Genomic DNA, 26,817 nt, shown 5'->3' on the forward strand with positions numbered 1-26,817 from the left:
TGTGGTGAGAGCCGTGTGCCCATGAATCGCGGAGTTAGACCGCTGGACCGGTCCGTACCTTTCCCCGCCTCCCCGCCTCCCCGCCGCCACCGCTGTCGTAGGCCGAACGGGCGGGGTGACACTCCCCGGGGCGCCTCTCCAGGTGTTTCTGCGCCGGGAGCACGCGGCTGCCGTGATCATCTCGGAGCACCGCTCCCCCTTCTGCCGCCTCGCATCCGAACGGGGTACGAGTCCGGAAGGAGTGACGAACCGTTCGCATCTCCCTGACCGGAAGGACGTGAGATGGGCCGTACCGAGGCCGCGGAGCACTCCTTCGCAGCCTGCCCGCTCCCGGTGGGCCCCGGCCCCTCCGGCACCGGGCCCGGCGCCGGGGCCCGTGCCGTCGACGCGGACGTGGTCGGCGCCGTCCTGCGTACCGCACGGGCGGTCCTGGCGGAGCGGGTCGCCCAGGCGGCGGAGATCGACGCCTCGTTCTCCGGGGATCTGGCGGGGCGGGTCGCCGGTTTCACGCTGGAGGGGGGCAAGCGGATGCGTCCCCGGCTGCTGTGGTGGGGGATGCGGGCCTGCGGTGCGGCGGACTCGGTGTCGACCGCCGCCGCGCTGCGGCTGGGGGTCGCGCTGGAGCTCATCCAGACCTGTGCGCTGATCCACGACGACGTGATGGACCGGTCGCGGCTGCGCCGGGGGCGGCCCGCCGTGCACATCGGGCTCGCCGGGCGGGCGGGCCTGTCGCCGGACTCGGAGCGGGGGGCCGCGTTCGGTACGTCGGCCGCCGTGCTGGCCGGGGATCTCGCGCTGGTCTGGGCCGACGACACCGTGGCGGAGACCGCGCTGCCCGCCGCCGTACGGCGGCGGGTCGGGGCGCTCTGGCGGGCGATGCGGACCGAGATGGTCGCCGGGCAGTATCTGGACCTGCACGGCCAGGCCACCGGGGGCTCGTCGGCGGTGCGGGCGATACGGACCGCCTGCCTCAAGAGCGCCCTGTACTCCGTGGAACGGCCCCTGGCGATCGGGGCGGCCCTGGCCGGTGCCGACGAGCGCACCACGGCCGCGCTGTGCTCGGCCGGGCGGTCCGCGGGCATCGCCTTCCAGCTCCGGGACGATCTGCTGGGGGTCTTCGGCGACCCGGCGCGGACCGGGAAGCCGTCCGGGGACGACATCCGCGAGGGCAAGCCGACCTATCTCCTCGCCGTGGCCCGTACGCGGGCCGAGGCCGCGGGCGACGAAGGGGCGCTGGCCGTCCTCGGCCGTGCCGTCGGGAACCCGGACCTCACGGAGGGTGATCTCGCGGCCGTACGCGGTGTCTTCGAGGCAACCGGGGCACACGCCCATGTGGAACGGGAGGCGGAGCGCCTGCGTGACGACGCCGTACGCCGTCTGGGTGAGGCCGTCGACGTGGAGGCGCACGGCGGGCGGCAGTTGCTCGGACTGCTGCGCACGGTCTCCGGGGACCGGTCCGGCCGTGCCGCCGACGCCGGAACCTCGGACGCCGATACGGGTACGGATACGACGCACGGAACGCGCGGGCACGACAGCCGGACGGCGGATGCCCGGGTACTGACCGCGACCGAAGGAGGAAGCACCAGGTGATCACGGTCAAGGGGCACGTCGACCATGTGGTGGTGGTCGGCGCCGGTCTGGCGGGGCTGGCCGCGACGCTCCACCTCCTCGGCGCGGGCCGCCGGGTCACCGTGGTCGAGCGTGACCCCGGGCCGGGCGGCCGGGCCGGGCTGCTGGAGTCGGGCGGCTTCCGCATCGACACCGGGCCGACCGTGCTGACCATGCCGGACCTGGTGGACGAGGCGTTCGCGGCGGTCGGGGACCGGCTGGCCGACCGGCTGGAGCTGATCCGGCTGGACCCCGCCTACCGGGCCCGGTTCGCGGACGGCTCCCAGCTCGACGTGCACACCGACGGGGCCGCGATGGAGGCGGCGGTCGAGCGGTTCGCGGGGGCCCGGCAGGCGGTCGGCTACCGGCGGCTGCGGCGCTGGCTGGAGCGCCTGTACCGGGTGCAGATGCGCCGTTTCATCGACGCCAACTTCGACTCGCCGCTCCAGCTCGCCCACCCCGACCTCGTCCGGCTCGCCGCCCTCGGCGGTTTCGGCCGGCTCGACGCGCGGATCGGGCGCTTCGTCTCGGACGAGCGGTTGCGCCGGGTCTTCTCCTTCCAGGCGCTGTACGCGGGCGTCCCGCCGGCCCGGGCGCTCGCCGCGTACGCCGTCATCGCCTACATGGACACGATCGCCGGGGTGTACTTCCCCAAGGGCGGAATGCACGCGCTGCCCCGGGCTCTGGCGGACTCGGCGGCCGAGGCGGGCGCCGCCTTCCGCTACGGGCAGAGCGTGACCCGGCTGGAGCGTTCGGGCGACCGGGTCACCGCCGTCGTCACGGACCAGGAGCGCATCCCCTGCGACGCGGTGGTGCTCACCCCCGACCTCCCCGTCGCCTACCGGCTGCTGGGCCGCGGCCCCCACCGGCCGCTCCGCCTCCGCCACTCCCCCTCCGCGGTGATCCTGCACGCGGGCACGGACCGTACGTGGCCGGATCTGGCGCACCACACCATCTCGTTCGGCGCGGCCTGGAAGGGCACCTTCCGTGAACTCACCCGCACCGGGACGCTGATGTCCGACCCGTCCCTCCTCATCACCCGGCCCACCGCGACCGACCCCGCCCTCGCCCCGCCCGGCAAGCACCTCCACTATGTGCTGGCGCCCTGCCCCAACACCGAAGTCGGGCCGGGCGTAAGGGAATGGAGGGAGCTGGGCCCCCGCTACCGGGACGAGCTGCTGGCCGAGCTGGAGCGCCGCGAGATGCCCGGCCTCGGTGCGGCGATCGAGGAAGAAGGGCTGGTCACCCCGGTCGACTGGACCGCCCAGGGGCATGCGGCGGGCACCCCGTTCTCCGTGGCCCACACCTTCCCCCAGACCGGTCCGTTCCGGCCGCGCAACCTGGTGCGGGGCACGGTCAACGCCGTCCTCGCCGGATGCGGCACCACGCCCGGTGTCGGCGTGCCGACCGTCCTGATCTCCGGGAAGCTGGCGGCTCAGCGGATCACCGGCCCCCGCCCCGTTGCCCGACCGTCCGGAGAGGCGCCTTCGTATGACCGTCCGTGAACTCGACGCCGCAGGCATCCACGATCCCGCCCTCCGTGCGGCGTACGCCCGTTGCCGCACGCTCAACGCGCGCCACGGCAAGACGTACTTCCTGGCGACGCGGCTGCTTCCCGTGGACCGGCGCCCGGCCGTCCACGCGCTGTACGGCTTCGCCCGCTGGGCCGACGACATCGTGGACGATCTCGACAGCACGGCCACCGCCGGGGAGCGCGCCCGCGCGCTGCTCGCGCTGGAGGCCCAGCTGGAGGAGGGGCTGCGGCGGGACCGGGCCACCGAGCCGGTGATCCGGGCGCTCTCCGACACCGTACGGCGGTACGGCATCGACCACCGGCACTTCACCGACTTCCTGGCCTCCATGCGGAGCGATCTGACGGTCGGCGGCTATGCCTCGTACGAGGAGCTCGGCCGGTACATGCACGGCTCGGCGGCGGTGATCGGGCTCCAGATGCTGCCGGTGCTCGGGACGGCGGGGCCGCGTGAGGAGGCCGCTCCGCACGCGGCGGCGCTCGGTGTCGCCTTCCAGCTGACCAACTTCCTGCGGGACGTGGGCGAGGACCTGGACCGGGGCCGGCTCTATCTGCCGGCCGAGCTGCTGGCGGCGTACGGGGTGGACCGGGAGCGCTTCGAGTGGAGCCGGAGGACGGGGGCGCGGGACGGGCGGATCACCGATGTCCTGCGGGCCGCCGCGTCCCACAACCGGGCCGTGTACCGGGACGCGCTGCCCGGGATCGCGATGCTCGCCCCGGTGTCGCGGCCGTGCATCCGTACGGCGTTCGTGCTGTACAGCGGCATCCTGGACGCGATCGAGGCCGACGGGTACGCGGTCCTGCACCGCCGGGCGGTCGTCCCGCGCAGACGGCGGGCGGTGGTGGCGCTGGACGGGCTGGTGCGGGCGGTCGCCGTACGCGGGGTGAGGCGGCGCCGGGGCGCGGCCGGGGCGGGGGCGTACGTCACCGGGCCGGTCCGGAGACGTACGGCCGACGCCGCTGTCCCCGTCCGGGAGGAGGCGGTATGAGCCCGGCGGCAGGACGGCCCGGCCGGGTTCCGCTGCGGCTGCGGCGCGCGCCCGTCCCGTGGGAGCGGCAGGCGCCCACCTGGCGGGAGGCTAAGCCGGGGCTCATCGCGGAGGCCCTCAAGCGGGCGCAGGCGCGGCCGTCGGGCAACTGGTACGTCATCGGCGCCTCGCGCGGCCTTCCTCCCGGGCGGACCCTGGGGGTGACGGTCGGCTCGACCGAGGTGGTCGCCTGGCGGGACGCGGAGGGGAGGCTCCGGGCCGGTCCGGGGGTCTGCCCGCACCTCGGGGCGCCGCTGCGCGAAAGTCCGGTCCGCTGCGGCACGTTGGTCTGCCACTGGCACGGACTGGCCCTGGACGGCGGGCCGTTCGCCGGGTGGGAGCCCTTTCCGGCCTTCGACGACGGGGTTCTGCTCTGGGTGCGGCTCGACACGGTGGGCGGCGAGGCTCCTTCGGAGCGGCCGTACGTTCCGGTCCGGCCCCGGGTCCGGGACGCCGTGGAGGCGGTGTACGAGGGGGTGGGGCGCTGCGAGCCGGAGGACGTGGTGGCCAACCGGCTCGACCCGTGGCACGGGGCGTGGTTTCACCCGTACTCGTTCGTGGATCTGACGGTCACCGGAACGCCCGCGGACGGCAGGGAGGCCGACCCGGTCGATGACGACGGGTTCATGGTCGACGTGTCCTTCAAGGTGGCCGGGCGGCTGGTGGTGCCGGTGCGGGCGCGGTTCACGGCGCCCGAGCCCCGTACGGTCGTCATGCACATCGTCGAGGGCGAGGGCGCGGGGTCGGTGGTGGAGACGCATGCCACTCCCCTGGCCCCGGACGGGCACGGCAGGCCGCGCACCGCGGTGACGGAGGCGGTGGTCGCGGCGTCGGACCGGCGCGGTTTCGCGGTGGCCCGGGCGGCGGCCCCGCTGCTGCGGCCCCTGATGCGTGCCTCGGCGGGGCGGTTGTGGCGGGACGATCTGGCGTACGCGGAGAGGCGCTGGGAGCTGCGCGCCGGCGGGCGGTTCCCGGGGTGAGGGGCGGAGGCCGGGCGGCCCCACGGGGGCGTTCCGGCCACCTCCGGCGACCGCCTCGGCCGGGACGCGCCCCTTCCCGGCCTCCTCCGGCGGCTCTCCTCGGTCAGTCGGCTCCCAGTGCGGCGAGTCGGCGCAGGGCGGCCGAGCGTCCCGTGCGCGGGACGGTCCAGAGCGTCTGCCCGCGTACGCCCCACCGCTCCAGCAGGGCGTTCGCCGCGAGGAATCCGCTGGTGGCCGCGCGTTCCATCAGCGCCACCGGCAGTCCGGTGCGGACCATGTCCCCGGCCACGGTGACGGCGGGGTCGGGGCTGCGGACGCCCGGCCGGTCCGCGTAGCCACCCACGGGGAACAGCGGGCAGTCCGCCCGCCATTCGTGGCGCTCGTCGAGGATGCGGGCGCTCCGCGTCTCCGGGTAGACACGGTGCAGTTGCCGGAGCGCCTCGGCCTGGACGGCTCCCCGGTCCGCGTCGGGTGCGACGGCGTACGCGTGCAGTTCGACGACCGAGCCCCGGGAGCGGCGGGCCCAGCGGGCGGCCTCGCCCTCCCAGCGGTCCAGGACGCTCACGTTGTCCAGCGGGCCGTAGCCGCTGGTGCCCAGGAAGCCCGGCCGGTCGTACGCCACCGGCCGGTCGAGCCAGAGCCGTGAGACCAGGAACGGCGGTGCGGTGCGCAGCCGTTCGATCCCGGCCCGCCAGTCGGCGTCGCCCAACTCCGGTGACGCGCCGACGACTCGGCACAGGCCGCCGCTGTCCAGGGCGAGGACGAGGGCGTCGTACCGCGTGGTGCGGTCGTCGGTGGTGAGGTCGAGGCCGCCGTCCGGCAGGGGCCGCACCTGCCGGACGGGGGTCTGGGTCCGTACGTGGACGCCGTGGCCTTCCAGGTAGTGGCGGAGGGGGTCCCAGAGGGCGGTGGGGAACGGCTCGTCGGGGACGTCGAAGAGCAGGCCCTCGCTGGAGCCGAGGAAGTAGATGTGGAACATCAGCACGAGTTCGGCGGCGGACAGTTCGCGGGGGTCGGCGAAGAAGCTGCGGGAGAACACCTCGAACGCCAGGTGGTGGGCGGCTTCGGGGAAGCGGATGCGGGTGAGGAAGTCGTGGGCGCTGATGGAGTCGAGCCGGTCGTAGACCTCGGGCACCCGGACGTCCAGCAGCGGCAGGGCGGCTCGCGGGTTCATCCGGGCCAGGTCGCGCGGGCCGAAGGTGGGGCTGAGCGCGACGAACCCCATCGCGCTGAGCGGCGGGGTGCGCGGTACGCGGGCGAAGCTGTCGTGGAGGCCGGAGCTGTGCCGCAGCGGGTAGTCGGGCAGCCGGGTGAGCGAGTCCAGTCCCGGGTCGACGCGGCGGAGGAGGCCGCGGAGGTTGTAGTACTGCCGGAAGAAAGCGTGGAAGCCCCGGCTCATGGTGACGGTGGTGCCGTCGGCGAGGTCGGTGGGCCAGCCCGACAGCCGTCCGCCCAGGCCCTGTTCGCGCTCGTGGAGAGTGACGCGTACACCGCGCTCGGCCAGCAGGGTGGCCGCCGCGATCCCGGCGATACCACCGCCGACGACCGCCACCGCAGGGGCCTGCCCCGTGAAGCGGGGGCGGCCGTCCGGGGCCGGCACCACGGCCGCCCGCCGGTCGCGGCCGTGGCGGTGGCCCCTTCCCGTGTCCCGCAGGAACATCACGCCCCCTCCCCCGCGCGGCCTACGAAGGTGTGGGTGATACCGGTCTGCCAGCCGGGCAGCGGGAGGATGCGTACGCCGGAGAACCCGGCCCGCCGCAGCCGGTCGGCGAAGGCCGGGGCCGTGTCGAACTCGACGACGCTGCGCCGGAGATGGCGGTACAGCCCGGTGTCCCCGGCGAGCCGTCCGGCGGGCTGGATGATCGTGGCGCAGACCGTGTTCCACACGGCGCGGTGGACGGCGGACCCGCCGAGTGTGTACTCGTGCACGGCGAGCCGGCCGCCCGGGGCGAGCAGTCCGCGTACGAGGTCGAGCGCCTTGTCGGGGTCGGCGAGGTTGCGGAAGAGGTATCCGGCGAACACCGCGTCGAAGGAACGGGGTTGGAGCCGCCCGGCCAGCTCCTCGACCGGGGCGTGCACGAAGTCGACGCCTTCCGGCCAGGTCTTCTCCGCCGCCCGGTCCAGCATCCCGGCGGACGCGTCGACGCCGGTGATCCGGGCGTACGGGGCGGCGGCGAGGAGCGCGGCCGTGGAGGCCCCCGTACCGCATCCCAGGTCGAGCACGCGCAGCCCGCGCCCGCCGTCCGGCAGGCCCAACCGGCGGGCGGATCGGCGCAGATGGGCGTGGTAGCCGGGGCTGGCCGCGACGAGGCGGTCATAGGCGGCGGAGCCGTGGTCGAAGGCCGCGGACAGTGCGTCGCCGCGCAACAGGGTCATGGGGTGCTCTCTTCGTGGCCGGTCGGGGGTGAGGGCGGGGGTGAGGGCGGGGGTGGTTCGCCTCCCGCCTTGAAGGACCGTGGCCTGATGGGGCGCGGGCTGAAGGGTCGTGCCTTGAAGGAGAGTTCGGCGACGGTCCGCAGCATCGGAACGACCGGTGTCCGCAGACCGATCAGCAGGTCCTCATGGATACGTGAGCCGCCGTCCAGGAAGCGGAGGAGGCGTTCGCCGGGGACACCGCGGAAGAGGCGGGTGAAGAAGTCGGCGCCGTCGACCCGGCCGCTGTCCAGGGCCCGCAGCATGACCGCGTCCATGGCGCGCGGCCGTGCCCCGTACGGCACGGGCATCCGCAGCTCGCGTCCGGCGCGGAGCTGGTCGGCGATGGCCCGGCTCTGCCGCTGCACGGCCGCGAAGGTGTAGCCGGTGGAGGGGCGGGTAGCGCCCCCGGCGGTGCCGATGCGGAACACCGACTGCCCGGCGCGGGACGGGAAATGACCGTCCGTCATGGGGATGACACCGCGCTCCTGATCCGTGATCCGGAACTCCCCCAGTTCCAGGACCTCTTGGGTGTAGTGGCGCAGGGCGCGCAGATAACCCTCGGTGTCCAGGGGGGCGGGCGAGAACTCGGTGTACTCGACCAGGGCGGTGTACGGGTCCAGGGGCAGGACATAGCCGAAGGAGAGCCCCCGCGCGGGCTGCGGCGTACGGAAGTCCATCAGGTCGGCGGTCGTCGGGTCGAAGGCCGGGCGTTCGGTGCGGACGAACCAGCCCATGAAGTGCTGGAGCAGGGTGGTGCGGGCGGGCGGCAGGCGGTGGGGCGGGCGCGAGTCGAAGATCCGGCGGGCGCGCAGGAGGATGCGCTCGCCCCGCGCGTCCCGGGCGAGGACTTCGCCGCCGCCGTCCGGTGTGTCGCGTACGGCGGTGACCGTCGCCTCGGTCCGGCGGAACGTCGGCATGCCGGACAGCCGCCGGTCGGCCAGGGCCTCGAAGGCGTCGGACCGCAGCATCTTGTAGCGGAAGGGAGAGGGCCGGGTCACCGTGGCCGCCCCGTCGGCCGCCCGTACCCGCAGCTGCGACCAGGAAGCGGCGAGTACGGAGTCGTAGTCGCCGCCCGGCGGTTCCCAGAAGCACCAGGTGCGCGGCGGTGCCCTCAAGGGCCCGGGCGGGGCGTCGACGAGGACGACCGACAGCGGTACGGCGCCGCCCGGCGCGCACAGCCGGTACGCCAGGCTCAGCCCGGCCGCTCCGGCGCCCACGATGACGACGTCGGGGTCAGGCACGGCTTCCCTCTCGGTCGGTTGCCTTGCGGGGCGGTTTGCCTTTCGGTCGGCCGGGGGGGGGGACGGACCGGCCCCTTCCCCGGCTGCGCGGGCACGGGTCCTTCCGGTTGCGCGGGTACCGCATCCTTCCGCACGAAGGGGCCGGACGGATGCGTACGACGCGCCCGTGTGCCACGGGAACCCGGTACCGGACGCGCCCTAGGTGGCGGTGTGGTCCGGGTGGCCCGGGGTGCGGCGGGCCTCCTTCATCTCGGCCTCGTACAGGTGGTCGCGGCCCTCGGCGAGTTCGCCCCGGATCTCCTGCTCGACCGTCCGGAACACGTCGTAGTACGTGGAGTTGTACTCCTCGACGATCTGGAAGGTCCAGTGACCGGGGATGACGTTGCGGCCGAGGATCTCCCGCTCGACCCGGTCGGCCTGGTCCCCGTGCCCGGCCTCGCGGAGCAGCCGTACCGCGTCGTCGAGGGCGAGGTCGGCGCTGCCGGTGAGCTGGTGGAACGTGTAGAGGGCGCCGCGAGCCCGTTCGGTGGTCTCCAGCGCCTTCGAGAGGGCGCCTAGCGCTTCGACGGTGGTGTCGGTGACGCCTTCGGGGCGCTGGTGCCGGGGGTCGGGCGGCCGGGTGGGGGTGTTCATGGGTCTCCTGATCGGCAGCGGTTCGGCGTAGGCGTCCGGGTGGACGGGCGGGTGGGCGGGGCGGCGCTTCACTTCCCACCTTCCTCGTCAGGGGCTCACCACACCTTCTGTGGGCTCCACCCGGACCAAGGGGTATCCACCTTCGCCATCACTCCTCAACATTCCTTATCTTTCTATTCAAGGGTTTTTTGAGGTAAAATACAGCAGCATGGAGAGCGCGGAACGTGAGCTGTACTCGATCGGCGAGGTGGCCGAACGGCTGGGTCTGCATGTGCGGACCGTCCGGAACTATGTGCGCGACGGACGGCTCAAGGCTGTCCGGATCGGCAAGCAGTACCGGATCAGCCGGGCGGATTTCGAGGCCCTGACCAGTCGGCCACCGGGTGACACGCCTTCCGGCGATATCGGCGGACGGGGGCGGGCGGAGGTGTCGAGCATCGTGCAGATCGACGGGGTCGGCCCCGACGCCGCGCACCGGCTGAGCACCTTCGTCACCGCGAGCGCGCAGTCTCCCCGGGACACTCGGGAACCCCTGCGTGTCCAGACGGTCTACGACAAGGAGCGGGCCCGAATGAAGATCGTGGTTCTCGGCAGCGCCGCGGACACCGCCGAGCTGCTGCATCTGGTCGACGGTGTGCTCGGCCCGGACAACGACATGTTCACCACCGACGGCGGACAGGAGGCACACCGTGCCTGACCTTCTTGTGGAGCACCACGGAGTCCCGGTGCTGGCCTGCGGCCCCGAGGGTCCCTCGATCGCCAGTGAGCAGGACGCGCTCGACCATCTGATCGGGCCGGCCTTCCAGGGTGCGGAGGTGGTCGCGGTTCCGGCGGGGCGGCTGGACGACCGTTTCTTCGATCTGAGTACCGGGCTCGCCGGAGCGATCCTCCAGAAGTTCTCCGCCTACCGGCTCCGGCTGGTCGTCGTCGGGGACATCACGCACCATCTGTCGGCGAGCGCCGCCCTGCCCGACCTGGTCCGTGAGGCCAACCGGGGCCGGGACGTCTGGTTCGTGGCCGATCTGGACGCCCTGGCCGCCCGCCTGGCCGAGTAGGGGCCGACGGCGGGTCAAGCGCAAGGGACTGGCGGCCGGGCTGACGGGGAGTCCGATGGGGGCGGTGACAGCCCGGCATCGCCGTACCGGTCAGGCCGGGTCGCGGCCGAACGTCGCGGCCGACCAGAGGTAGCCGAGCACCATGAGCCCCAGGCACCAGCCGACGGCCAGCCATCCGTCGTGGCCGATCCCGCTGCCGAGCAGCAGACCCCGCAGGGTTTCGATGGCGGGTGTGAACGGCTGGTACTCGGCGATCGGACGGAACCAGCCCGGCATGGAGTCGACGGGGGTGAAGGCGCTGGAGAGGAGCGGCAGCAGGATCAGCGGTGTGGCGTTGTTGCTGGCGGCCTCGGCGTTCGGGCTGATCAGGCCCATGCCGACCGCGATCCAGGTGAGGGCCGCGGCGAAGAGCGCCAGCAGCCCGAACGCCGCGAGCCACTCCAGGGCGGTCGCGTCCACGGACCGGAAGCCGATGGCCACGGCGACGGCGCCCACGACGGCCACGCTCATGACCGACCGCAGCACGCTGCCGACGACATGTCCCACGAGCACCGAGGGACGGTGGATCGCCAGCGTGCGGAAGCGGGCGACGATGCCCTCGGTCATGTCGTTGGAGACGGAGACGGCGGTTCCGACGACGGTGCTGCCGATGGCCATGAGCAGCACGCCCGGGACGATGTACGCGATGTACGCGGAGCGGTCCGGGCTGCCCCCGCCGCCGATTCCCGCGCTCATCGCGTCGCCGAAGATGTAGACGAAGAGCAGCAGCAACACGATCGGGGTGAACAGCAGGTTCAGGGTGAGGGAGGGGTAGCGCCGCGCGTGCAGGAGGTTGCGGCGGAGCATCGTGGACGAGTCGCGTACCGCGAGGGAGAGGGAACTCATCGGGCTGCCTCCTCGGGCCGGCCGGTCAGGGCGAGGAACACCTCGTCGAGGTCGGGGGTGTGTACGGTCAGCTCGTCCGCCTCGATTCCGGCCGAGTCCAGCCGGTCGAGGACGGAGCGCAGCTCGCGCTGGCTGCCGCCGCTGGGGACCGTCAGCACGAGCGCCTCGTCGTCCCGGGTGGCGTCGCGCAGCGCGTCGGCGGCGTCCCGGTAGGCGGCCGGGCCGGAGAAACGCAGCCGTACGTGTCCTCCGGGGACCAGCCGCTTCAGCCCCTCGGCGGTGCCTTCGCCGACGATCCTGCCGTTGTTCAGCACCGCGATACGGTCGGCGAGCCGGTCGGCCTCCTCCAGGTACTGGGTGGTGAGGAGGACGGTGACACCGTCCGTGACGAGTTCGCGGATGATCTGCCACATGGCGCGGCGGGAGCGCGGGTCGAGTCCGGTGGTCGGCTCGTCGAGGAAGATGATCCGCGGGCCGCCGACGAGGGTCATGGCGATGTCGAGGCGGCGGACCATGCCGCCGGAGTAGCTCTGGGCCGGTTTCCTCGCGGCGGCGGTGAGGTCGAACCGCTCCAGCAGCTCGGCGGTGACCCGCCGTCCCTCGCGTCTGGGCAGGTGGTGCAGGTCCGCCATCAGGAGCATGTTCTCCTCGCCGGTGATCAGCCCGTCGACGGCGGAGAACTGCCCGGTGACGCCGATCGCGGCACGCACCCCGGCGGGCGATGTCGCGAGGTCGTGGCCCGCGACCCGGGCCCGACCGCCGTCGGCGGTGATGAGCGTTGACAGGATCTTCACAGTGGTGGTCTTTCCGGCGCCGTTCGGCCCGAGCAGCGCGAAGACCGAGCCGGACGGAATGCGCAGGTCGACACCGTCGAGAACGGTGGTGCCGCCGTACGACTTGCGCAGACCGACGGCGGAGACGGCGGTCGGTGACGATGTGACGCCATCTCCGCTGGATGTGGGCATGACAGATACAGGCATGGGGTCCTCTCATGCGGAAGAAGCTGAAGAAGCTCCGGATCGCCGTCCCGGCTCGCTGTCCGGGGCCGCTGGGCGCAGTCGCCGGGGCCGCCGGGGCCGGTCCCTGGAGTCAGCCCCCCTCCCGGGGATTCAGACCTGGGCGCGGCGGATGTCGATGTTGCCGAACCGGGCGCGGGCGCGGACCTTGACGGTGTCCTCGCTCAGTTCCGGGGCCTCGGAGGCGGTGAGCGTGTTGCGCACCTGGCCGGAGTCCGAGCTGACGTCGAGCCAGGCGGCCGTACCCTCGCGGACGCCGACCTCGATCGCACCGTAGGAGGTCTCCAACTGGACGTCTCCCCGGGCCACTTCCGCGATCCGCAGGGCACCGTGGGCGGTGGTGGCGGCGACGGAGCCCTCGGCGCGCGTGATGATGATGTCGCCGCTGGCGCCCCTGACCCGCAGGTCGCCGGTCGCGGTGCCGACGGTCGTGGTGCCGTGCGAGTTCTTGAGGACGGCGGGCCCGTCGACCGTATCGACGCGCAGGCTGCCGGAGCTGGTGGTGATCTCGGCCATGCCCTCGACCCGGCCCACGGTGATCGAGCCGTGCGACGCGGTCAGCTTCAGCGGTCCGGTCGCATCGAGCCGGACATCGCCGGACGAGGTCTTCACACGGACCTCACCGAGCCGCCCCTCACCGAGCACCTGGACCCAGGCGCCGGTGACCTCGACGCGCGAGCCCGTGGGCAGTTCGACCGCCACGTCGACGGTGCCGGTGCGGCTCAGCAGACCGGGCTTGGGCGTCCTGACGGTGAGGACGCCGTTCGCGTACGTGACCTGGGTCTGGTCCGCCGCCCGCAGGTCCTGGTCGCGCTTCGGGTCGCGGGGGCGCACCTCGACGCCGGTCTCGGGGCGGTCACCCGCGCTGAAGCGGAGGGAACCGGCTCCCACGTACGCGGCGACCGAGATCGGTCCGGGTGTGTCGAAAGAAGGCATGGCTGTCCCGTCCTCTTGGGTCTTCGGGGCGTCCCCGCTGGTGGGACGTGGTGGAGGTGGTGGATTACGGTCCGGGGGCAGGGTGCGGTCAGCGCACCCAGCCGGTGAAGCTCTGCCCGATGGTCCGGGTCCTCTCCGTCGTACGCGGCCGGGTGGAGCCGTCGGCCGCCGCCGAGACCGCCCGCACCAGCCAGGCGTTGACCGACAAGCCCTCGCGGTTCGCGGCCTCCTCGGCGCGGGCCTTGAGGTGGGCCGGGAGACGCAGGTTGACGCGGGCGGTGCCGCCCTCGTCACCGTCGGCCGGGGCCTTCAGCGGCTCGACGGGGGCGGTCGGTTCCTCGGGCGCGCCGCTGTCGGCGGGCGGCGGTGTCACCACGAAGTCGGGGTCGAGCCCGCGCAGCCGTACGTCGACCGTGCCGGGGGCGAGTTCGCGGGTGACCTCGTCCATCGCGGCGGAGAGCACATGGAGCATGGTCAGCCGGGTCGCCGACTCCAGAGGGGCCGTGAGCCTCTCCGCCAGCTCACGCGCTTCGTCGCCACCGGCTTCGGCGGCGATCAGGAGTTCACGGCGGAGGGCTTCGACATAGGGGGTGAGATCCATGACACCATTATGGCGCCACATTGGCGCCACCGGCAAGCCTTTGAGACACCCCGCCCGGATCTCACCCTTGAACACCCCACCCGAGCTGGGGAAACGCAGGAAGATCGAGGCAACGCATCGCGACGCCGAACTCCCAGGAGAGGCCAATGCGCCCCGAAGAGCACCAGATGGCGCCACCATGAAGCATGTGTGGCACCACTTGGGGCCACACACTGCCGCATGGCACCACATGGCGCCCCCGGAAGGCCGCGCCCGGCACCGGCCACTCGCACGGGCGCGTGTGTCCCCCGGTACGGCGGGGCAGTCGACGGTCATGACTGTTCTGCGCAGAGTCGCCCGGCCCATGCTGGCCTCGATGTTCATCAGCGGCGGATACGGCGCGGTGCGCGACCCCGCGCGCCTGGCGCCCGTCGCGGAGCCCGTGACCGATCGCGTCACCGAGATGCTCGCGCCCTGGAGCTCCCTGCTGCCGGAGGACCCCGAGCGCCTCGTACGCCTCAACGGAGTCGTGCAGCTCGGCGCCGGTCTCCTGCTCGCGCTGGGGCGGGCGCCACGGCTGGCGTCGGCCGCGCTCGCCGTGACCCTGGTGCCGACGACGCTGGCGGCCCACCGGTACTGGACGATCGAGGACCCCGAGAAGCGCGCGGCCCAGCGGGTTCAGTTCCTCAAGAACACGTCCCTGCTCGGCGGACTCCTCATCGCCGCCGCCGACACCCACGGCAAGCCCTCGCTCGCCTACCGCACCCGCAGCACCGCGAGCCACGCCTCCGCCGCCGTCGCCCACCAGGCGCACGCCGCCGCCGGAACGGCCCGTAAGCACCTTCCCTGACCCTCCCCCGCCCCCTCCCATGCCCGTTTGCCTAAAATCATTAGGCAAATGTATATTCTTTTAGGCAAACGGGTGTGGGCATACGGAGGGTGACATGGCAAAGGCAGGGCCGGCCGCGGAGCGCGTGGTGCGGGCGGGGGCGGAGCTGGCGGACGAGATCGGCTTCGAGTACGTGACCCCCTCCGAGCTCGCCCGGCGGCTGGGCGTCAGGACCGCGAGCCTGTATTCGCACGTCAAGAACGCCCACGACCTCAAGACGAAGATCGCGCTGCTCGCCCTGGAGGAGCTCGCCGACCGCGCGTCCACCGCGCTCGCGGGACGGGCCGGCCGGGACGCGCTGACCGCCTTCGCGGACGCCTACCGCGACTACGCCTACGAGCACCCGGGCCGCTTCACCGCAGCCCGCTTCCGGCTCGACCCGGAAGCCGCCGCCGCGAGCGCCGGTGTCCGGCACGCCCGGATGATGCGGGCGATCCTGCGCGGCTACGACCTGGCCGAGCCCCAGCAGACGCACGCGGTACGGCTGCTGGGCAGCGTCTTCAACGGCTACGTCGGCCTGGAGGCCGCCGGCGGCTTCAGCCACAGCGCCCCCTCCTCCCAGGAGAGCTGGACCGAGATCCTCAACGCGCTCGACGCCCTGCTGCGCAACTGGCCGGCCCCTGCCGTCCCCGGCTGACCCGGGCCTCCCCCACCCCTCGCGGCCGAAGAGATCGCGCCCCCGGGATATCGCGACCCACGAGATACAGAACCCCGACCGGAGAGACGCAGGACATGGACACCCGGCACGACATGAACACCCGGCACGGCTGGACCACGACCCCCATCACCCCCGCCCTCCTGCGTGGCGCGCTGGAGCTGGAGCTCACCGAACGAGGCGCGCTCCCCCACCGGCTGCCCGCGCACGCCCGGGCGCAGATACCCGACGGCCAGCTGGCCATGGCACAGTCGCAGCCCTCCGGGGTCCGGCTGGTCCTCCGTACCCGGGCCACCGCCGTCGAGCTGGACGTGGTGGCCACCAAGCGGGTCTACGTCGGGGCGCCGCCGCGCCCCGACGGGGTGTACGAGCTCCTCGTGGACGGCCGTCCCGCGGGCCGGGCCCGCGCCGCCGACGGCGACACGCTCACCATCGACATGGCCGCGGGAACCGCGGAGGCCCGGCCCGGGCCCGTGGAGACCCTCCGGTTCACCGGCCTGCCGGAGGGCGAGAAGGACGTCGAGATCTGGCTGCCGCACGACGAGGCCACCCGGCTGGTCTCGCTGCGCACCGACGCGCCCGTCCACCCCGCTCGGCCCACCGGCCGCCCGGTCTGGCTGCACCACGGCAGTTCCATCAGCCAGGGTTCCAACGCCACGGCCCCCACCGGCACCTGGCCCGCCCTGGCCGCCGCGCTCGGCGGAGCGGAACTGATCAACCTGGGGTTCGGCGGCGGCGCCCTGCTCGACCCCTTCACCGCGCGCGCCCTGCGCGACACCCCCGCCGACCTGATCAGCGTCAAGATCGGCATCAACCTCGTCAACTCCGATCTGATGCGGCTGCGCGCGTTCGGTCCGGCCGTCCACGGCTTCCTGGACACCATCCGCGAGGGGCACCCCACCGCTCCGCTGCTGGTCGTCTCGCCGGTCCTCTGCCCCATCCACGAGAACACCCCGGGCCCCAGCGCCCCGGACCACAGCGCGCTGAGCGAAGGGCGCCTGCGGTTCACGGCCACCGGGGACCCCGCAGAGACCGCCGCCGGGAAGCTGACCCTCACCGTCATCCGGGACGAACTGGCCCGGATCGTCGAGCAGCGCGCCACCACCGACCCGCATCTCCACCACCTGGACGGCCTCGCCCTCTACAACGAGGCCGACCACGCCGAGCTGCCGCTGCCCGACGCCCTCCACCCCGACCCCGCGACCCACCGGCGCATCGCCGAACACTTCGCCCGTCTCGCCTTCGGCCCCGGGGGGCCTTTCGGTACGAAGACCCCCTGAGCCGGTTCCACGGGCCGGACCCACTGACCGGTACGGCCCCGGGCCCCGGCCCGCCCCGGACGAAGCCGGTGGCGGGCAGCCCGTTCCGTACCCTGGGGGCATGCGTATGCGCCCCACGCTCAGCTGGACCCCTCCCGAGGACCTGGCGCCCGCCACCACCGACCTCGAACCGGTCGCCGAGGCGCTGGGCAGCGGCGGTGTGCTGGTGCTCAGCGGGGCGGGCCTCTCCACGGAGTCGGGTATTCCGGACTACCGGGGAGAGGGCGGCAGCCTGAGTCGGCACACCCCGATGACGTACCAGGAATTCACCGCGAGCGCCGGGGCGCGGCGGCGGTACTGGGCGCGCAGCCATCTGGGCTGGCGCACCTTCGGCCGGGCCCGCCCCAATGCCGGGCACCGGGCCGTGGCCGCGTTCGGGCGGCACGGCCTGCTGTCGGGGGTGATCACCCAGAACGTGGACGGCCTGCACCAGGCGGCGGGGAGCACGGACGTCGTGGAGCTCCACGGGGGCCTGGACCGGGTCGTCTGCCTTTCCTGCGGGGCCGTCGGCCCGCGCCGCGAACTCGCCCGCCGACTCGAGGAGGCCAACGAGGGGTTCGCGCCCGTGGCCGCCGCGATCAATCCGGACGGTGACGCCGACCTCACCGACGAACAGGTCGGGGACTTCCATGTCGTGCCCTGCGCCGTCTGCGGGGGCATCCTCAAGCCGGACGTGGTGTTCTTCGGGGAGGCCGTGCCCCCGCAGGGGGTCGAGCACTGCCGTCGGCTGGTCCGCGAGGCGGCTTCGCTGCTGGTCCTCGGCTCCTCCCTGACGGTGATGTCCGGCCTCCGCTTCGTGCGGCAGGCGGAGCGGGCCGGACAGCCGGTGCTGATCGTCAACCGGGACCCGACCCGGGGTGACCGGCACGCCGTCACCCGTATCGCGCTCCCGCTGGGGGCGGCCCTCACCTCCGTGGCCGACCGGCTGGGCGTCCCCGTCGCGGTGCCGGAGCCGGACCCGCCACCGGGTCCGGCTCCGGTCACGCCGTAGGGGGCCCGGCTCGCGTCAGGTTTCGGTGCGGTTGAGGGTGTTGCCGATACGGCGGGGTGCGGCGAGTGCCCCGTAGACGGCGGCGAGGACGAGGGTCAGGGCGAGGACGGTGGAGACGGCTGTCCAGTCCATGACGACGGGGATGTCCACGGGCCAGTTCCGTGCGGCGGTCAGCCCCCATCCGGCCGCGATGCCGAGGAGCGCCGCGAGGGTGGCGATGGTGAGCGACTGCCAGACGACGATGCGGCGCAGGGTGCCCGGGGACAGGCCGATGCGGTGCAGGCGTACCAGGTCGGGGCGGAGTTCGGTGGCGGATGAGGTGATGGTGATGCCGAGGACGGTCACGACGGCGGCGAGTGCGAGGCCGAGCATGAGGTACCACACGGAGGACGGGGTGGTCTCGGGTCCGGTCTCGATACGGACGTCCGACATGACGACGTCGACCGGTTCGAGGGCCTTGACCAGCCGCTCCTCCGTGTCGGGGGCGAGGCCGGCGGGAGAGGCGATGACCGAGTAGTCCACGGTCGTCGCGCCGAGCGCGCGGGCGGCCCTGCTGGTGATGTAGGCGGAGGCGCGGGTACGGGTGGTGGCGTCGACGGGGTCGGAGAGGACGGCGCCCCTGATCTCGCGGCGGATCTCGGGCTTCTCGCCGTTGAGGGAGGCCGGTCGGGAGAGGGTGACGCGGTCGCCCTTGATGTACTCGGGCGCCACGACCAGGATGCGGCCGTCCTCGAGAGCCTTGCGCTCCCGGGGGGACCAGGTCCGGCCCGTCAGGACCGCGAACGTCTTGCCGTCGTCGACGATCCCGAGCGTCTGCGTCCAGTCCTCGTTCCCGTTTGCCGCCCAGGCGACACTCCAGGGCGGGGTGAGGGCGGGGGTGACGGAGGCTGCCAGGAGTTCTTCGTCGACCGGGTAGGAGCCCCGGACGATCGGGGTCCCTTCGGGGAAGGCCGTGGCGAGGCGCTTCTCGACCGCGCCGGGGTCGCTGCCGCCGTGCAGCAGGGCCTCCACCTGGTCGAGGTGGCGGCTGCCGACGTAGGTGGCGCGTCCCTGGGCGGTGACGCTGGACAGGGTGCCGAGGATGCCGATGGTCAGGGCGAGCGCGACGGCCCCGATCACGATCGCCGAGACGGGCCGGCGCGGGTCGCGGGCGAAGGCGCGCAGGGCGATCCGTGCGCTGAGCGTACGGTCGGCCGACCGGGCCAGGGCCCGCAGCGCGTCCCCGACGCGGGTGAGCGCAGCGGCGGCCAGGAACACGATGGCCGAGACCGCCGCTGCGGCGGAGATCTCCTCGTCGTCCTGGAAGGTCACCGCGACGGCGATGCCGAGTGCGGCGAGTCCGCACAGCGCCGGAGCCCACAGGCGGGCCCGCTTTCCGCCACGGGGGGTGGTGCGGGCCCGTTCCCGGGCGGGGAGCCCTGCCGGATACCGCGAGGTCAGTACGGCGGCCAGGGCCGCCACGGCCACCGACAGCAGGATGGTGAGGAGCCCTCCGGCAAGGAGCGGGTCGTAGGGGGCGACGTCCTTGTCGGTGACATGGGGCAGCACCGGGCGTACGGCAAGGGCGAGAAGGCTCCCGGCGGCCCACCCGGCGGGAACGGCGATCACACTGGCCGATACGGCCCCGGCGACGGCGGCGCGGCGCAGGTCGCGGTCCGGTACGCCGAGACCGGCGAGGATCGCGAACTCGGTCCGGGTACGCCGCATCCGCAGGGCGAACGCCCCGGCGGCCATGACCCCGAGCACGACGATCCCGGGAGCGAGAAGCAGCGCGGGCTCACGTTCGATCATCGTCCGGGAAGCGACGAAGCCCGCTCTGGTCTCGAGCCGCATCTCCTGCTCGCCGATGGCGCTCTGCGCGGTGTCCATCTGCCCGGCGTCACCTGCGAGAAGCAGGCCGTAATCCGAGAAGACGACGTTGGTGCTGTCCTCTCCGGTCCTGGGCCAGGCCCTCAGCTGGCCGGGGGCGGCGAGGTAGTCGTAGGAGGCGTGTGCCTGCGGGCTCTCGACCAGGCCGACGATCCGCGCGGGCGCGTCGCGCTTCCAGCGGTAGGGCAGGCTGTCGCCCAGGCTCAGCCCGTGGTCGTCGGCGAGGGCCCGGCTCACCGCGATCTCCCCGGATTCCGAAGGGAATTGGCCCTCCAGCAGCCGGTACCGGCCGTCCGCCAGGGGCGAGGACCAGTCGGTATCGGCGTAGTACACGGCAACCGTGCGGTCCTTCACCCACACGGGGAATTCACTGTTGCTGTCGATCTCGAGCACGGTGATACCCGGTACACGCTGCCGCAGCTCCTTCGCGAGCCCGGCTGTCACCTCGGGGTCCGCGTGGCTGACGAATCCGTCGGCGCGGCCCATGGTGCTGGTGGCCCGCTGCTCCGCGGAAGGGGCGACCGAGGCGAACACCCCGGCGGCCAGCGTGGCGAGCAGCACGGGCAGCGCCAGCAGCACGAGGAGCCCGATGCGCCTGCCGCCGCGCCCGACGACGGTACGTCTGCCGACCAGGTGCACGTACGTTCTCATGCCGTGCCCGCCTCGGCGGAAACGCTGGAATCGGCGGTGCCGAAGGAGACCAGCGTGCCGTCGTGCAGGACGGCGATCCGGTCCGCGTGGGCGAGGTTGGCCGGGTTGTGCGTACTGAGCACGACGGTGACGCCCTCGTCACGGAGCTGGGCCAGTACGTCCATGATCTCCGCGCCCGTCCTGGAGTCCAGGGACCCCGTGGGCTCGTCGGCGAGGACGAGCGTGCGCTCCCCCACGATGGCGCGGGCGATGGCGGCGCGCTGCTGCTGGCCGCCGGAAACCTCGGCGGGAAACCGCTCCTCCAGCCCCGCCAGACCGACCCGGCCCATCGCTGCGCGTGCCGCCGCCGTCGCGTCGCCGCGCGCGGTGCCCAGGGCTTCCAGCGGGAGGCGCACGTTCTCGATGAGCGTCAGGTCGGCCAGGAGGCTGAAGTCCTGGTGGACGAAGCCGATCTCCCGCAGCCGCAGCGCGGACAGCTCGGCCGAGGTGCAGGCGTGGAGCTCGCTCCCCAGGACGTCGAGCGTGCCCGAGCCGACGCGTTCCAGCCCGGCGATCAGGTGGAGCAGTGTGCTCTTGCCGGAGCCGCTGGGGCCGGTCAGCGCGGTCAGCGTACCGGCGGGAACGGACAGCGATATGTCCCGCAGCGCGGTCACGGTCTGGCGGCCCATGGGGAACGTCTTGCCTACCTGGGTGGCGGTGATCGCCGCGTTCTTGCCCACGTGAGTGGTTGTCCTCTCCGACGCGTACGCGAACGGGGCGGCCTGCGAGCGGCAGGAGATCGGCCGGTGCGCGCGTCCCCTGCTCAGGGCCCGTGAAGGGCCGTCGGCAGTGAGGCCGAGGCGCGTTCGGCAACCGCCCCCGATGGGTTGCCGTAACCGGAGCAAACTTACTCGACCCGGTTGACAGCCCCGGGGGCGGAAGTTGATCTGGCCCGTCCCGGCAACGTAGTTGGCCGAAAAGCGCCGCAGGACATGGGAGGGGGTGAGCATCGTCCGTCACCGGGGGACGCGGTGGCCTGCCCCCTCGTGGCGGAGGCGCCGGAGGCGGCACGTACGGTACGGCGGGTGAACAAATCGTCCGAAGCCGTCTCCGAGGCCGCCGCCCACGAAGGAATGCCGGCCCCGACCATCCGCGTGTTCCTGGCGCTCGCTCCGCCCGATGACGCCAAGGAGGAGCTCGCGCGGGCGTTGCGCCCGGCCTACGCGGCGTATCCGCGCCTGCGGTGGAACCGCATCGAGGACTGGCACATCACCCTGGCGTTCCTCGGTGAGCTCCCGGTCACCACCGTCCCGCCGCTGGTCCCGCCGCTCGCCGCGCTCGCGGAGCGGCGGCGGCCCCTGCCGCTGGCGCTGCACGGCGGCGGGCACTTCGACGAGCGCGTTCTCTGGAGCGGGATCGAGGGGGACCTCGAAGGGCTGCACCGGCTCGCCGCCGACGTACGGGGCGTGGTCAGGGAATACGGTGTCCCGTTCGTGGAGCGGCCGTTGCGGCCCCATCTGACGCTGGCCCGCGCCCGCCGGGGTGACCACTCCGCCGTGGCGGAGGCCGCCGCCGGGCTCGACACGTTCGCCGGTCGCGGCTGGGATGCCGGACGTCTCCACCTGGTGGGCAGCAACGCCGGTCGCGGCCCGGGGCCGATCCGCTACCGCGACATCGAAGCCTGGGACTTCGGTGGCGGGAGCCGTGCGCAAGGGAGCTGAGAACGCCCCGCCCGGGTGTCCCGCCGAGGCGGACCCGCCCGGGCTGCCTCTCCTCGGAGCGCCCCGCCGGAGCGTCCGCCTCTCCTTGAGCGCTCCAGCGCGCCCTGCCTGAAAGTGAGTTGGGCCGCCGCGCGGCGAGGGGCGTGTCGGGGAGCCGGACACTCTCCCTGCCGGTATATCTATGCGAGCACTCGCAAAAGGGATCAACTTCCCTCGGTGCGAACCGTCCCGCCGACGGCCCGTTCACCGCCGGGCCGCACGCAAGGAGAGAGACATGCGCCACGGAAGCGCGCTGCGCGAGCAGATCCGGACGCCCGGGACCACCCCGCTCATCGGCATCTACGACATGTACTCGGCATCGGTCGCCGCCCAGCACTACGACGGGTTCTTCGTCTCCGGCTTCGGCTTCGCCGCCTCCCACTACGGGCTGCCGGACATCGGCTTCATCGCCTGGCCGGACATGGTCGCCTTCACCGAACGGCTCCGGCTCGCCTTCCCCTCCCACCATCTGCTGGTGGACATCGACGACGGATACGTGGACCCGGAGGTGGCGTGCCACGTGGTGCAGCGGCTGGAGCGGGCCGGGGCGTCCGGCGTCATCCTGGAGGACCAGAAGCGCCCGCGCCGCTGCGGCCACGCGGACGGCAAGAGCGTCCTGCCGCTGGAGGAGTACCTGGAGAAGCTCAACCTGGTCCTGGAGAGCCGGCGTGACCTCGTGGTCGTGGCCCGTACCGACGCCACCGAGGACGAGGACATCCTGCGCCGCGCCCAGGCGCTCGCGGAGACCGATGCCGATGTGGTGCTGGTCGACGGGGTGCGGGACGTCGAGTGGATTCGCCGTATCCGGAAGGTCATCGACGACAAGCCCCTGCTCTTCAACCAGATCGCGGGCGGCAGGTCACCGAGGCTCTCGCTCTCCGAACTGACCGATCTGGAATGCCAGGTCGCCATCTACAGCACCCCCTGCCTGTTCGCCGCGCACACCGCCATCGACCACGCGCTCGGCGAGCTGAAGCGGGCCGACGGGCGGCTCCCGGAGTTCTCCCCCGGCACGTCGGTCGGCGTACGGGCCTCGACCGCCCTGCTGGAGAAGAACATCAGTCGGCACCACCCCTCGCACCGATAACCGATAGGCGTCGTTCACGGGCACGGTCAATGAGCGTCCACGGCCTCCCCCAGGGCGGCCGTGAGGCGGCCCAGGACCTTCTGCAGACCCAGCACCTCCGCCACCGACAGACCGGTCGCCGCGAGCACGCCCCGGGGGACGGACAGCGCGCGTTCACGGAGCCGGGCGCCCTCGTCGGTCAGCTCGATCAGGACCGAGCGCTCGTCCTCGCGGCTGCGCTCGCGGCGTACCAGCCCCGCCGCCTCCAGGCGCTTCAGCAGCGGCGAGAGGGTCCCGGAGTCCAGGTGGAGACGCGCCCCGATGGCCTTGACGGGCTGGGGCCCGTCCTCCCACAGCACCAGCATGACCAGGTACTGGGGGTAGGTGAGGCCGAGGTCCTTCAGCGCCTGGCGGTAGAAGCCGCCGAACGCGCGCGACGCGGCGTGCAGCGAGAAGCAGACCTGGTGGTCGAGGCGCAGCAGCTCCTCGTCGGGGACGGCGGCGAGGTCGGACGGGGTGCCCGGGGTGGCGGTCATGGAGCCAGCGTACCGTCGGCCACATCATTAAGTTGTGCACAACTTAATGATGTGCAATCTTTATGGCGTGGCCGCGACCACCCCGGTCGCGGCCCCGACGAGAAGGGGCACCCCATGGACGCGCTGTACACCGCCGCCGCGACCGCCAACGGCCGCGAGGGCCGCGCCGTGAGTTCGGACGGCCGGATCGACCTGCCCCTCGCCCTGCCGCCTGCGCTCGGCGGCAACGGCGAGGGCACCAACCCCGAGCAGCTCTTCGCCGCCGGGTACGCGGCCTGTTTCGCCAGTGCGATGTCCGCGGTCGCCCGGGAGATGAAGGTCGACACCAAGGACGTCTCCGTGACCGCCGAGGTCTCCATCGGCAAGGACGGCAGCGGTTTCGGGCTCGCGGTCGTCATGCGCGTCGAGCTGCCCGACTCCCTGGAGGGCGAAGTCGGGCGGCGGCTGGTCGACGCCACCCACGCCTACTGCCCGTACTCCAAGGCCACGCGGGGGAACATCGACGTGGAGCTGGTCATCGAGTAGTCCGCTCCTCGGGCGGTCGGGCGGGTCTTCAGGCCGTCAGGCGGGCCAGCACCGCCGCGACCGCCCGGCGCACGGCCTCGCGCGCGTCGTCCGTCGGGTCGAGCGTCTCGAAGCCGTGGCGGCCCTCCGGTACGTCGACCACCTCGACGTCCGCCCCGCAGCGGGCGGCCTCGGTCAGGAACTCCTCCACGGTGACGGCGATCCCGGCGATCTCGCGCCCCGCCCGGACCAGCACCACCGGGAGCTTCCCCACGCGGGCGACCGCCTCCACCGGGCGGAACCGGGCGCCGGACAGCCCCCAGCCCGGCAGCGGCGCCAGGATCGGGTAGTTGGCGGCCAGGCAGCGCAGCCACGCCGGGGGCGCGGCCAGCCAGTCGGCGGTGAGGGGGCCGCCGCCCGAGAAGAACCACAGGGCGACCCGGTCGCCGTCCACCCGGGGATCGGCCCGTACGCGTTCCACGGCGGCGGCCACGTCCTCGGCGGCCCGCCCGTAGTCGCTCACGGCGTGCAGGCGGTGGTCGAGCGTCACGGCCGCCGCCCCGAGCCCGGCGACGTAACGGGCGTACCCCGTCAGGGTCGGCCAGTCCCGGGGCGTCGGCCGTACTCCGGCGGGTACGGGGCCGCCGTGGACGAACACCACGGCCGGGTGCGGTCCCGGCCCGTCGGGCAGGTACAGGTCGGTGTTCCCGGTCCGTTCGCGGGGCCGTTCGGGTACGTCGAGGAGGAACGGCCGCAGATGCGGGGGCGTCCGGGCGGCGTCGGCGGAGCTCAGCCGGTGGCCCCCGCCGCCCGCCGCCGCCAGCAGGACCCCGGCCAGCTCGGCGGGGCAGGACAGCATCGGCCAGTGGCCCGTGGGCAGTTCGAAGAAGGTCACCCCGCGTCCGGCCAGGGCCACGAGGGCGGGGTCGCCCGCGTCCACCCCGAGCTGGACCAGCTCGATGCCCGGCCCGTTGCCGGTGCACAGCACCCCGGTCGCGGGCACCTGCGCCGCGGCCCCGGTGAGCCGCAGCGGCTGGAGCAGGGTGCCCAGCGGCTGCGGGGCCGCGCGGGCGGTGAGCCCGTCGAGCGCCTCATCGGAGAGTCCGGCGGTGCTCCCCCAGAGCGGCCACGCGTCCCGGTCCGGGGGCGGCAGCTCACCGGCCCGTTCTTCCCCGGCGCTGGCGGACAGCCGGTCGCACTCTCCCTCGCCCCCGCCTCCGTCCCCGCCTCCCGACAGCCGCTCGCGCAGGCGCTCGTCGGGTACGGCGGCCAGGGCAGGCACCCCGTCCTGCGGCATCCCCGCGTCCAGGTGGATGATCCGGGCGATCGCTCCCGCCCGCCGGTCGGCCGCGCCCAGCACCGGGTGGATGCCGTAGTCGTGGCCGACGAGCACGATCTCCCGGCCGGGCCCCGCCCCCACCCGGTCGATCACCGCGAGCACGTCCGCGATGTGCGTCTCCAGGTCGACGGCGGCCACGTCTCCGGCGGGGCGTCCGCCGAGTCCGGTGAGCGCCGCCGTGTGTACCTCGGCGCCCTTCCCGGCCAGCCGGGCGGCGGTGTCCCGCCACACGTGCGGCCCGGTGAACGCCCCCGCCACCAGGATGAATACGGTCATGGTTCCTCCTCGTCACCGCTGCCTTCCGCGCACCGGCCCGATCTCCCGGCAGCGCTCGCCGGTACCGTAGGAACTCCTCTTGGGGGAGGTTCACGTGTTTTCGTCGTACGACGGTCTGTGCACCATCGGCGAACTGGCCGAGCGGGCGGGTGTCAGTGTGAAGACCGTCCGTTTCTACTCGGACGGGGGGCTGCTGCCGGAGGCGTCCCGCAGTGCGGGCGGGCACCGCAGGTATGCCCCGGAGGCTGTGGAGCGGCTGAGCCTGATCCGTTCGCTGCGCGGTCTGGGCCTGCCGGTCGCCGAGGTGCGCCGCGTCCTCGACAAGCAGGACGAGGGGGATGCGGGGGACGCGCTGGAGGACGCCGTCGCCGGGCGGCTGCGCGTGCTCGGGTCCGAACTCAGGGCCCTGCGCTGGCGGGAGGCCGCGCTCCAGCTGGTGCGGGACTGCCCGCCGGCCGAACGCCCGGACCGGCTGCGCCTGGTCGGGGCGGTCGGCGCTCCGCCGAGCACCGCCGCACTGGTCCGGTTCTGGCGCGCCTGGCTCCCGGCCCGGATGCCCGCCCGGTCCGTACGCGCGTTCCTGGAAGCGGCCGTACCGGAGCCGCCCGAGGCCCCGGGGCCGGGGCAGGTGCTCGCCTTCGCGCGGCTGCACGCCTTCGTGAGCGGCCCGTGCGCCGGGAGCGGTCCCTGTCGGCCGAGGGCCCACCGAGGTGCGGGGGCGCGGGAGTCGGCGGTGCTGTACGCGGGTCTGGCCACGGCGTACGACCTGGCGGCCGGGGAGCTGCGCCGGGGCCGGGAGCCCCGTCCCGGCGAGGCCCTGGACGGGTTCGTGGACGCGTACGCGCGTACGTACGGCACCCGCGACACGCCCGGGTTCCGCCGTGGGCTGGCCGGTCAGCTGGCCGCCGACCCGCGGATCGACCGGTACTGGGAGCTGACGGCCGAGGTGCTCGGCGCGCCCGGCCGCCCTCCGGAGCCGACGCCCGGATCGGCGCACGACTGGCTCCTGGCGGCGCTGGACGCGCAGTTGGGGACGGCATCCGGCTGAGGATCGAGGCGCGGGGCCCGGGACGTG

At 73.5% G+C, this 26,817-nt stretch carries 26 protein-coding genes; 14 read left to right on the top strand and 12 right to left on the bottom strand.

What is annotated here, in order from left to right:
- Positions 1-282 precede the first annotated feature (282 nt).
- Genes B7C62_00125 through B7C62_00140 form a run of 4 tightly spaced genes read left to right on the top strand, consistent with a single transcriptional unit; the run spans position 283 to position 5,147 of the window.
- Complete coding sequence (locus tag B7C62_00125) at positions 283-1,590, top strand: geranylgeranyl pyrophosphate synthase (protein ID ARF70827.1); 1,308 nt, start codon at positions 283-285, stop codon at positions 1,588-1,590.
- Complete coding sequence (locus B7C62_00130; GenBank protein ID ARF70828.1) at positions 1,587-3,113, top strand: phytoene dehydrogenase; 1,527 nt, start codon at positions 1,587-1,589, stop codon at positions 3,111-3,113. The genes B7C62_00125 and B7C62_00130 overlap by 4 nt, the downstream gene beginning before the upstream one ends.
- Positions 3,100-4,128 (top strand): phytoene synthase, encoded by a 1,029-nt coding sequence (locus tag B7C62_00135; protein ID ARF70829.1) that lies wholly within the window; start codon positions 3,100-3,102, stop codon positions 4,126-4,128. The genes B7C62_00130 and B7C62_00135 overlap by 14 nt, the downstream gene beginning before the upstream one ends.
- Positions 4,125-5,147 (top strand): 2Fe-2S ferredoxin, encoded by a 1,023-nt coding sequence (locus tag B7C62_00140; GenBank protein ARF70830.1) that lies wholly within the window; start codon positions 4,125-4,127, stop codon positions 5,145-5,147. The genes B7C62_00135 and B7C62_00140 overlap by 4 nt, the downstream gene beginning before the upstream one ends.
- A gap of 103 nt (positions 5,148-5,250) precedes the next feature.
- Here B7C62_00140 and B7C62_00145 read toward each other — a convergent pair whose 3' ends face one another.
- From B7C62_00145 to B7C62_00160, 4 genes are all read right to left on the bottom strand, one after another.
- The gene (locus B7C62_00145) at positions 5,251-6,807 is read right to left on the bottom strand and encodes an isorenieratene synthase (protein ID ARF70831.1); all 1,557 of its coding nucleotides are present in this window, start codon (positions 6,805-6,807) and stop codon (positions 5,251-5,253) included.
- Entirely contained in the window at positions 6,807-7,523 is a 717-nt protein-coding gene (locus B7C62_00150) for a ubiquinone biosynthesis methyltransferase UbiE (protein ID ARF70832.1), read from the bottom strand. Before B7C62_00150 ends, B7C62_00145 begins: the two co-directional genes overlap by 1 nt.
- Entirely contained in the window at positions 7,520-8,803 is a 1,284-nt protein-coding gene (locus B7C62_00155; GenBank protein ID ARF70833.1) for a lycopene cyclase, read from the bottom strand. The genes B7C62_00150 and B7C62_00155 overlap by 4 nt, the downstream gene beginning before the upstream one ends.
- A 198-nt stretch (positions 8,804-9,001) precedes the next feature.
- Positions 9,002-9,436, bottom strand: coding sequence for a hypothetical protein (locus tag B7C62_00160; protein ARF76906.1), 435 nt, complete (start codon positions 9,434-9,436; stop codon positions 9,002-9,004).
- A 208-nt stretch (positions 9,437-9,644) separates the two neighbouring features.
- Here B7C62_00160 and B7C62_00165 point away from each other — a divergent pair, with 208 nt between their 5' ends.
- Together B7C62_00165 and B7C62_00170 are read left to right on the top strand one after the other, a co-directional pair.
- Positions 9,645-10,133 (top strand): DNA-binding protein, encoded by a 489-nt coding sequence (locus tag B7C62_00165; protein ID ARF70834.1) that lies wholly within the window; start codon positions 9,645-9,647, stop codon positions 10,131-10,133.
- A complete protein-coding gene (locus tag B7C62_00170; protein ARF70835.1) occupies positions 10,126-10,491 on the top strand; it encodes an alpha/beta hydrolase in 366 nt (121 codons plus the stop codon). Before B7C62_00165 ends, B7C62_00170 begins: the two co-directional genes overlap by 8 nt.
- Positions 10,492-10,581: 90 nt before the next feature.
- On the opposite strand, the gene B7C62_00175 is transcribed toward B7C62_00170, so the two are convergent.
- The 4 genes from B7C62_00175 to B7C62_00190 all read right to left on the bottom strand — a co-directional run bounded on the left by B7C62_00175 (position 10,582) and on the right by B7C62_00190 (position 13,929).
- Complete coding sequence (locus B7C62_00175) at positions 10,582-11,376, bottom strand: ABC transporter permease (GenBank protein ID ARF70836.1); 795 nt, start codon at positions 11,374-11,376, stop codon at positions 10,582-10,584.
- Entirely contained in the window at positions 11,373-12,356 is a 984-nt protein-coding gene (locus B7C62_00180) for an ABC transporter (protein ID ARF70837.1), read from the bottom strand. Before B7C62_00180 ends, B7C62_00175 begins: the two co-directional genes overlap by 4 nt.
- A gap of 129 nt (positions 12,357-12,485) precedes the next feature.
- Positions 12,486-13,328 carry a hypothetical protein gene (locus tag B7C62_00185; protein ARF70838.1) on the bottom strand — a complete coding sequence of 281 codons (843 nt, stop codon included), beginning with the start codon at positions 13,326-13,328 and terminating at the stop codon, positions 12,486-12,488.
- An 88-nt stretch (positions 13,329-13,416) separates the two neighbouring features.
- Entirely contained in the window at positions 13,417-13,929 is a 513-nt protein-coding gene (locus B7C62_00190; protein ID ARF70839.1) for a hypothetical protein, read from the bottom strand.
- Positions 13,930-14,242: 313 nt separating this feature from the next.
- On the opposite strand from B7C62_00190, the gene B7C62_00195 reads away from it, so the two are divergent.
- The 4 genes from B7C62_00195 to B7C62_00210 all read left to right on the top strand — a co-directional run bounded on the left by B7C62_00195 (position 14,243) and on the right by B7C62_00210 (position 17,762).
- The gene (locus B7C62_00195) at positions 14,243-14,758 is read left to right on the top strand and encodes a DoxX family protein (protein ID ARF70840.1); all 516 of its coding nucleotides are present in this window, start codon (positions 14,243-14,245) and stop codon (positions 14,756-14,758) included.
- Between the two features lie 94 nt (positions 14,759-14,852).
- Positions 14,853-15,434 carry a TetR family transcriptional regulator gene (locus tag B7C62_00200; protein ARF70841.1) on the top strand — a complete coding sequence of 194 codons (582 nt, stop codon included), beginning with the start codon at positions 14,853-14,855 and terminating at the stop codon, positions 15,432-15,434.
- Positions 15,435-15,547: 113 nt separating this feature from the next.
- Positions 15,548-16,732 carry a lipase gene (locus tag B7C62_00205; protein ID ARF76907.1) on the top strand — a complete coding sequence of 395 codons (1,185 nt, stop codon included), beginning with the start codon at positions 15,548-15,550 and terminating at the stop codon, positions 16,730-16,732.
- Positions 16,733-16,832: 100 nt separating this feature from the next.
- Complete coding sequence (locus B7C62_00210; protein ID ARF70842.1) at positions 16,833-17,762, top strand: NAD-dependent protein deacetylase 1; 930 nt, start codon at positions 16,833-16,835, stop codon at positions 17,760-17,762.
- A 15-nt stretch (positions 17,763-17,777) separates the two neighbouring features.
- Here B7C62_00210 and B7C62_00215 read toward each other — a convergent pair whose 3' ends face one another.
- Positions 17,778-20,270 carry a hypothetical protein gene (locus tag B7C62_00215; GenBank protein ID ARF70843.1) on the bottom strand — a complete coding sequence of 831 codons (2,493 nt, stop codon included), beginning with the start codon at positions 20,268-20,270 and terminating at the stop codon, positions 17,778-17,780.
- Between the two features lie 8 nt (positions 20,271-20,278).
- On the bottom strand, positions 20,279-20,950 hold the full coding sequence (locus B7C62_00220; protein ID ARF76908.1) for a hypothetical protein: 672 nt from the start codon (positions 20,948-20,950) through the stop codon (positions 20,279-20,281).
- A 396-nt stretch (positions 20,951-21,346) separates the two neighbouring features.
- Between B7C62_00220 and B7C62_00225 the strand changes: the two genes are divergently transcribed.
- Positions 21,347-21,982 carry a 2'-5' RNA ligase gene (locus B7C62_00225; protein ARF76909.1) on the top strand — a complete coding sequence of 212 codons (636 nt, stop codon included), beginning with the start codon at positions 21,347-21,349 and terminating at the stop codon, positions 21,980-21,982.
- 274 nt (positions 21,983-22,256) lie between these two features.
- Complete coding sequence (locus B7C62_00230) at positions 22,257-23,108, top strand: carboxyvinyl-carboxyphosphonate phosphorylmutase (protein ID ARF70844.1); 852 nt, start codon at positions 22,257-22,259, stop codon at positions 23,106-23,108.
- Positions 23,109-23,134: 26 nt separating this feature from the next.
- On the opposite strand, the gene B7C62_00235 is transcribed toward B7C62_00230, so the two are convergent.
- Complete coding sequence (locus tag B7C62_00235) at positions 23,135-23,623, bottom strand: MarR family transcriptional regulator (protein ARF70845.1); 489 nt, start codon at positions 23,621-23,623, stop codon at positions 23,135-23,137.
- A gap of 114 nt (positions 23,624-23,737) precedes the next feature.
- Here B7C62_00235 and B7C62_00240 point away from each other — a divergent pair, with 114 nt between their 5' ends.
- Positions 23,738-24,148, top strand: coding sequence for an Ohr subfamily peroxiredoxin (locus tag B7C62_00240; protein ID ARF70846.1), 411 nt, complete (start codon positions 23,738-23,740; stop codon positions 24,146-24,148).
- Between the two features lie 28 nt (positions 24,149-24,176).
- Here B7C62_00240 and B7C62_00245 read toward each other — a convergent pair whose 3' ends face one another.
- A complete protein-coding gene (locus B7C62_00245; GenBank protein ID ARF70847.1) occupies positions 24,177-25,742 on the bottom strand; it encodes an alpha/beta hydrolase in 1,566 nt (521 codons plus the stop codon).
- Positions 25,743-25,836: 94 nt separating this feature from the next.
- Here B7C62_00245 and B7C62_00250 point away from each other — a divergent pair, with 94 nt between their 5' ends.
- Positions 25,837-26,790 carry a MerR family transcriptional regulator gene (locus B7C62_00250; GenBank protein ARF70848.1) on the top strand — a complete coding sequence of 318 codons (954 nt, stop codon included), beginning with the start codon at positions 25,837-25,839 and terminating at the stop codon, positions 26,788-26,790.
- The last annotated feature ends 27 nt before the right edge of the window (positions 26,791-26,817 follow it).

The sequence above is a fragment of the Kitasatospora albolonga genome, from assembly GCA_002082585.1.
Lineage (GTDB): Bacteria > Actinomycetota > Actinomycetes > Streptomycetales > Streptomycetaceae > Streptomyces > Streptomyces stephensoniae.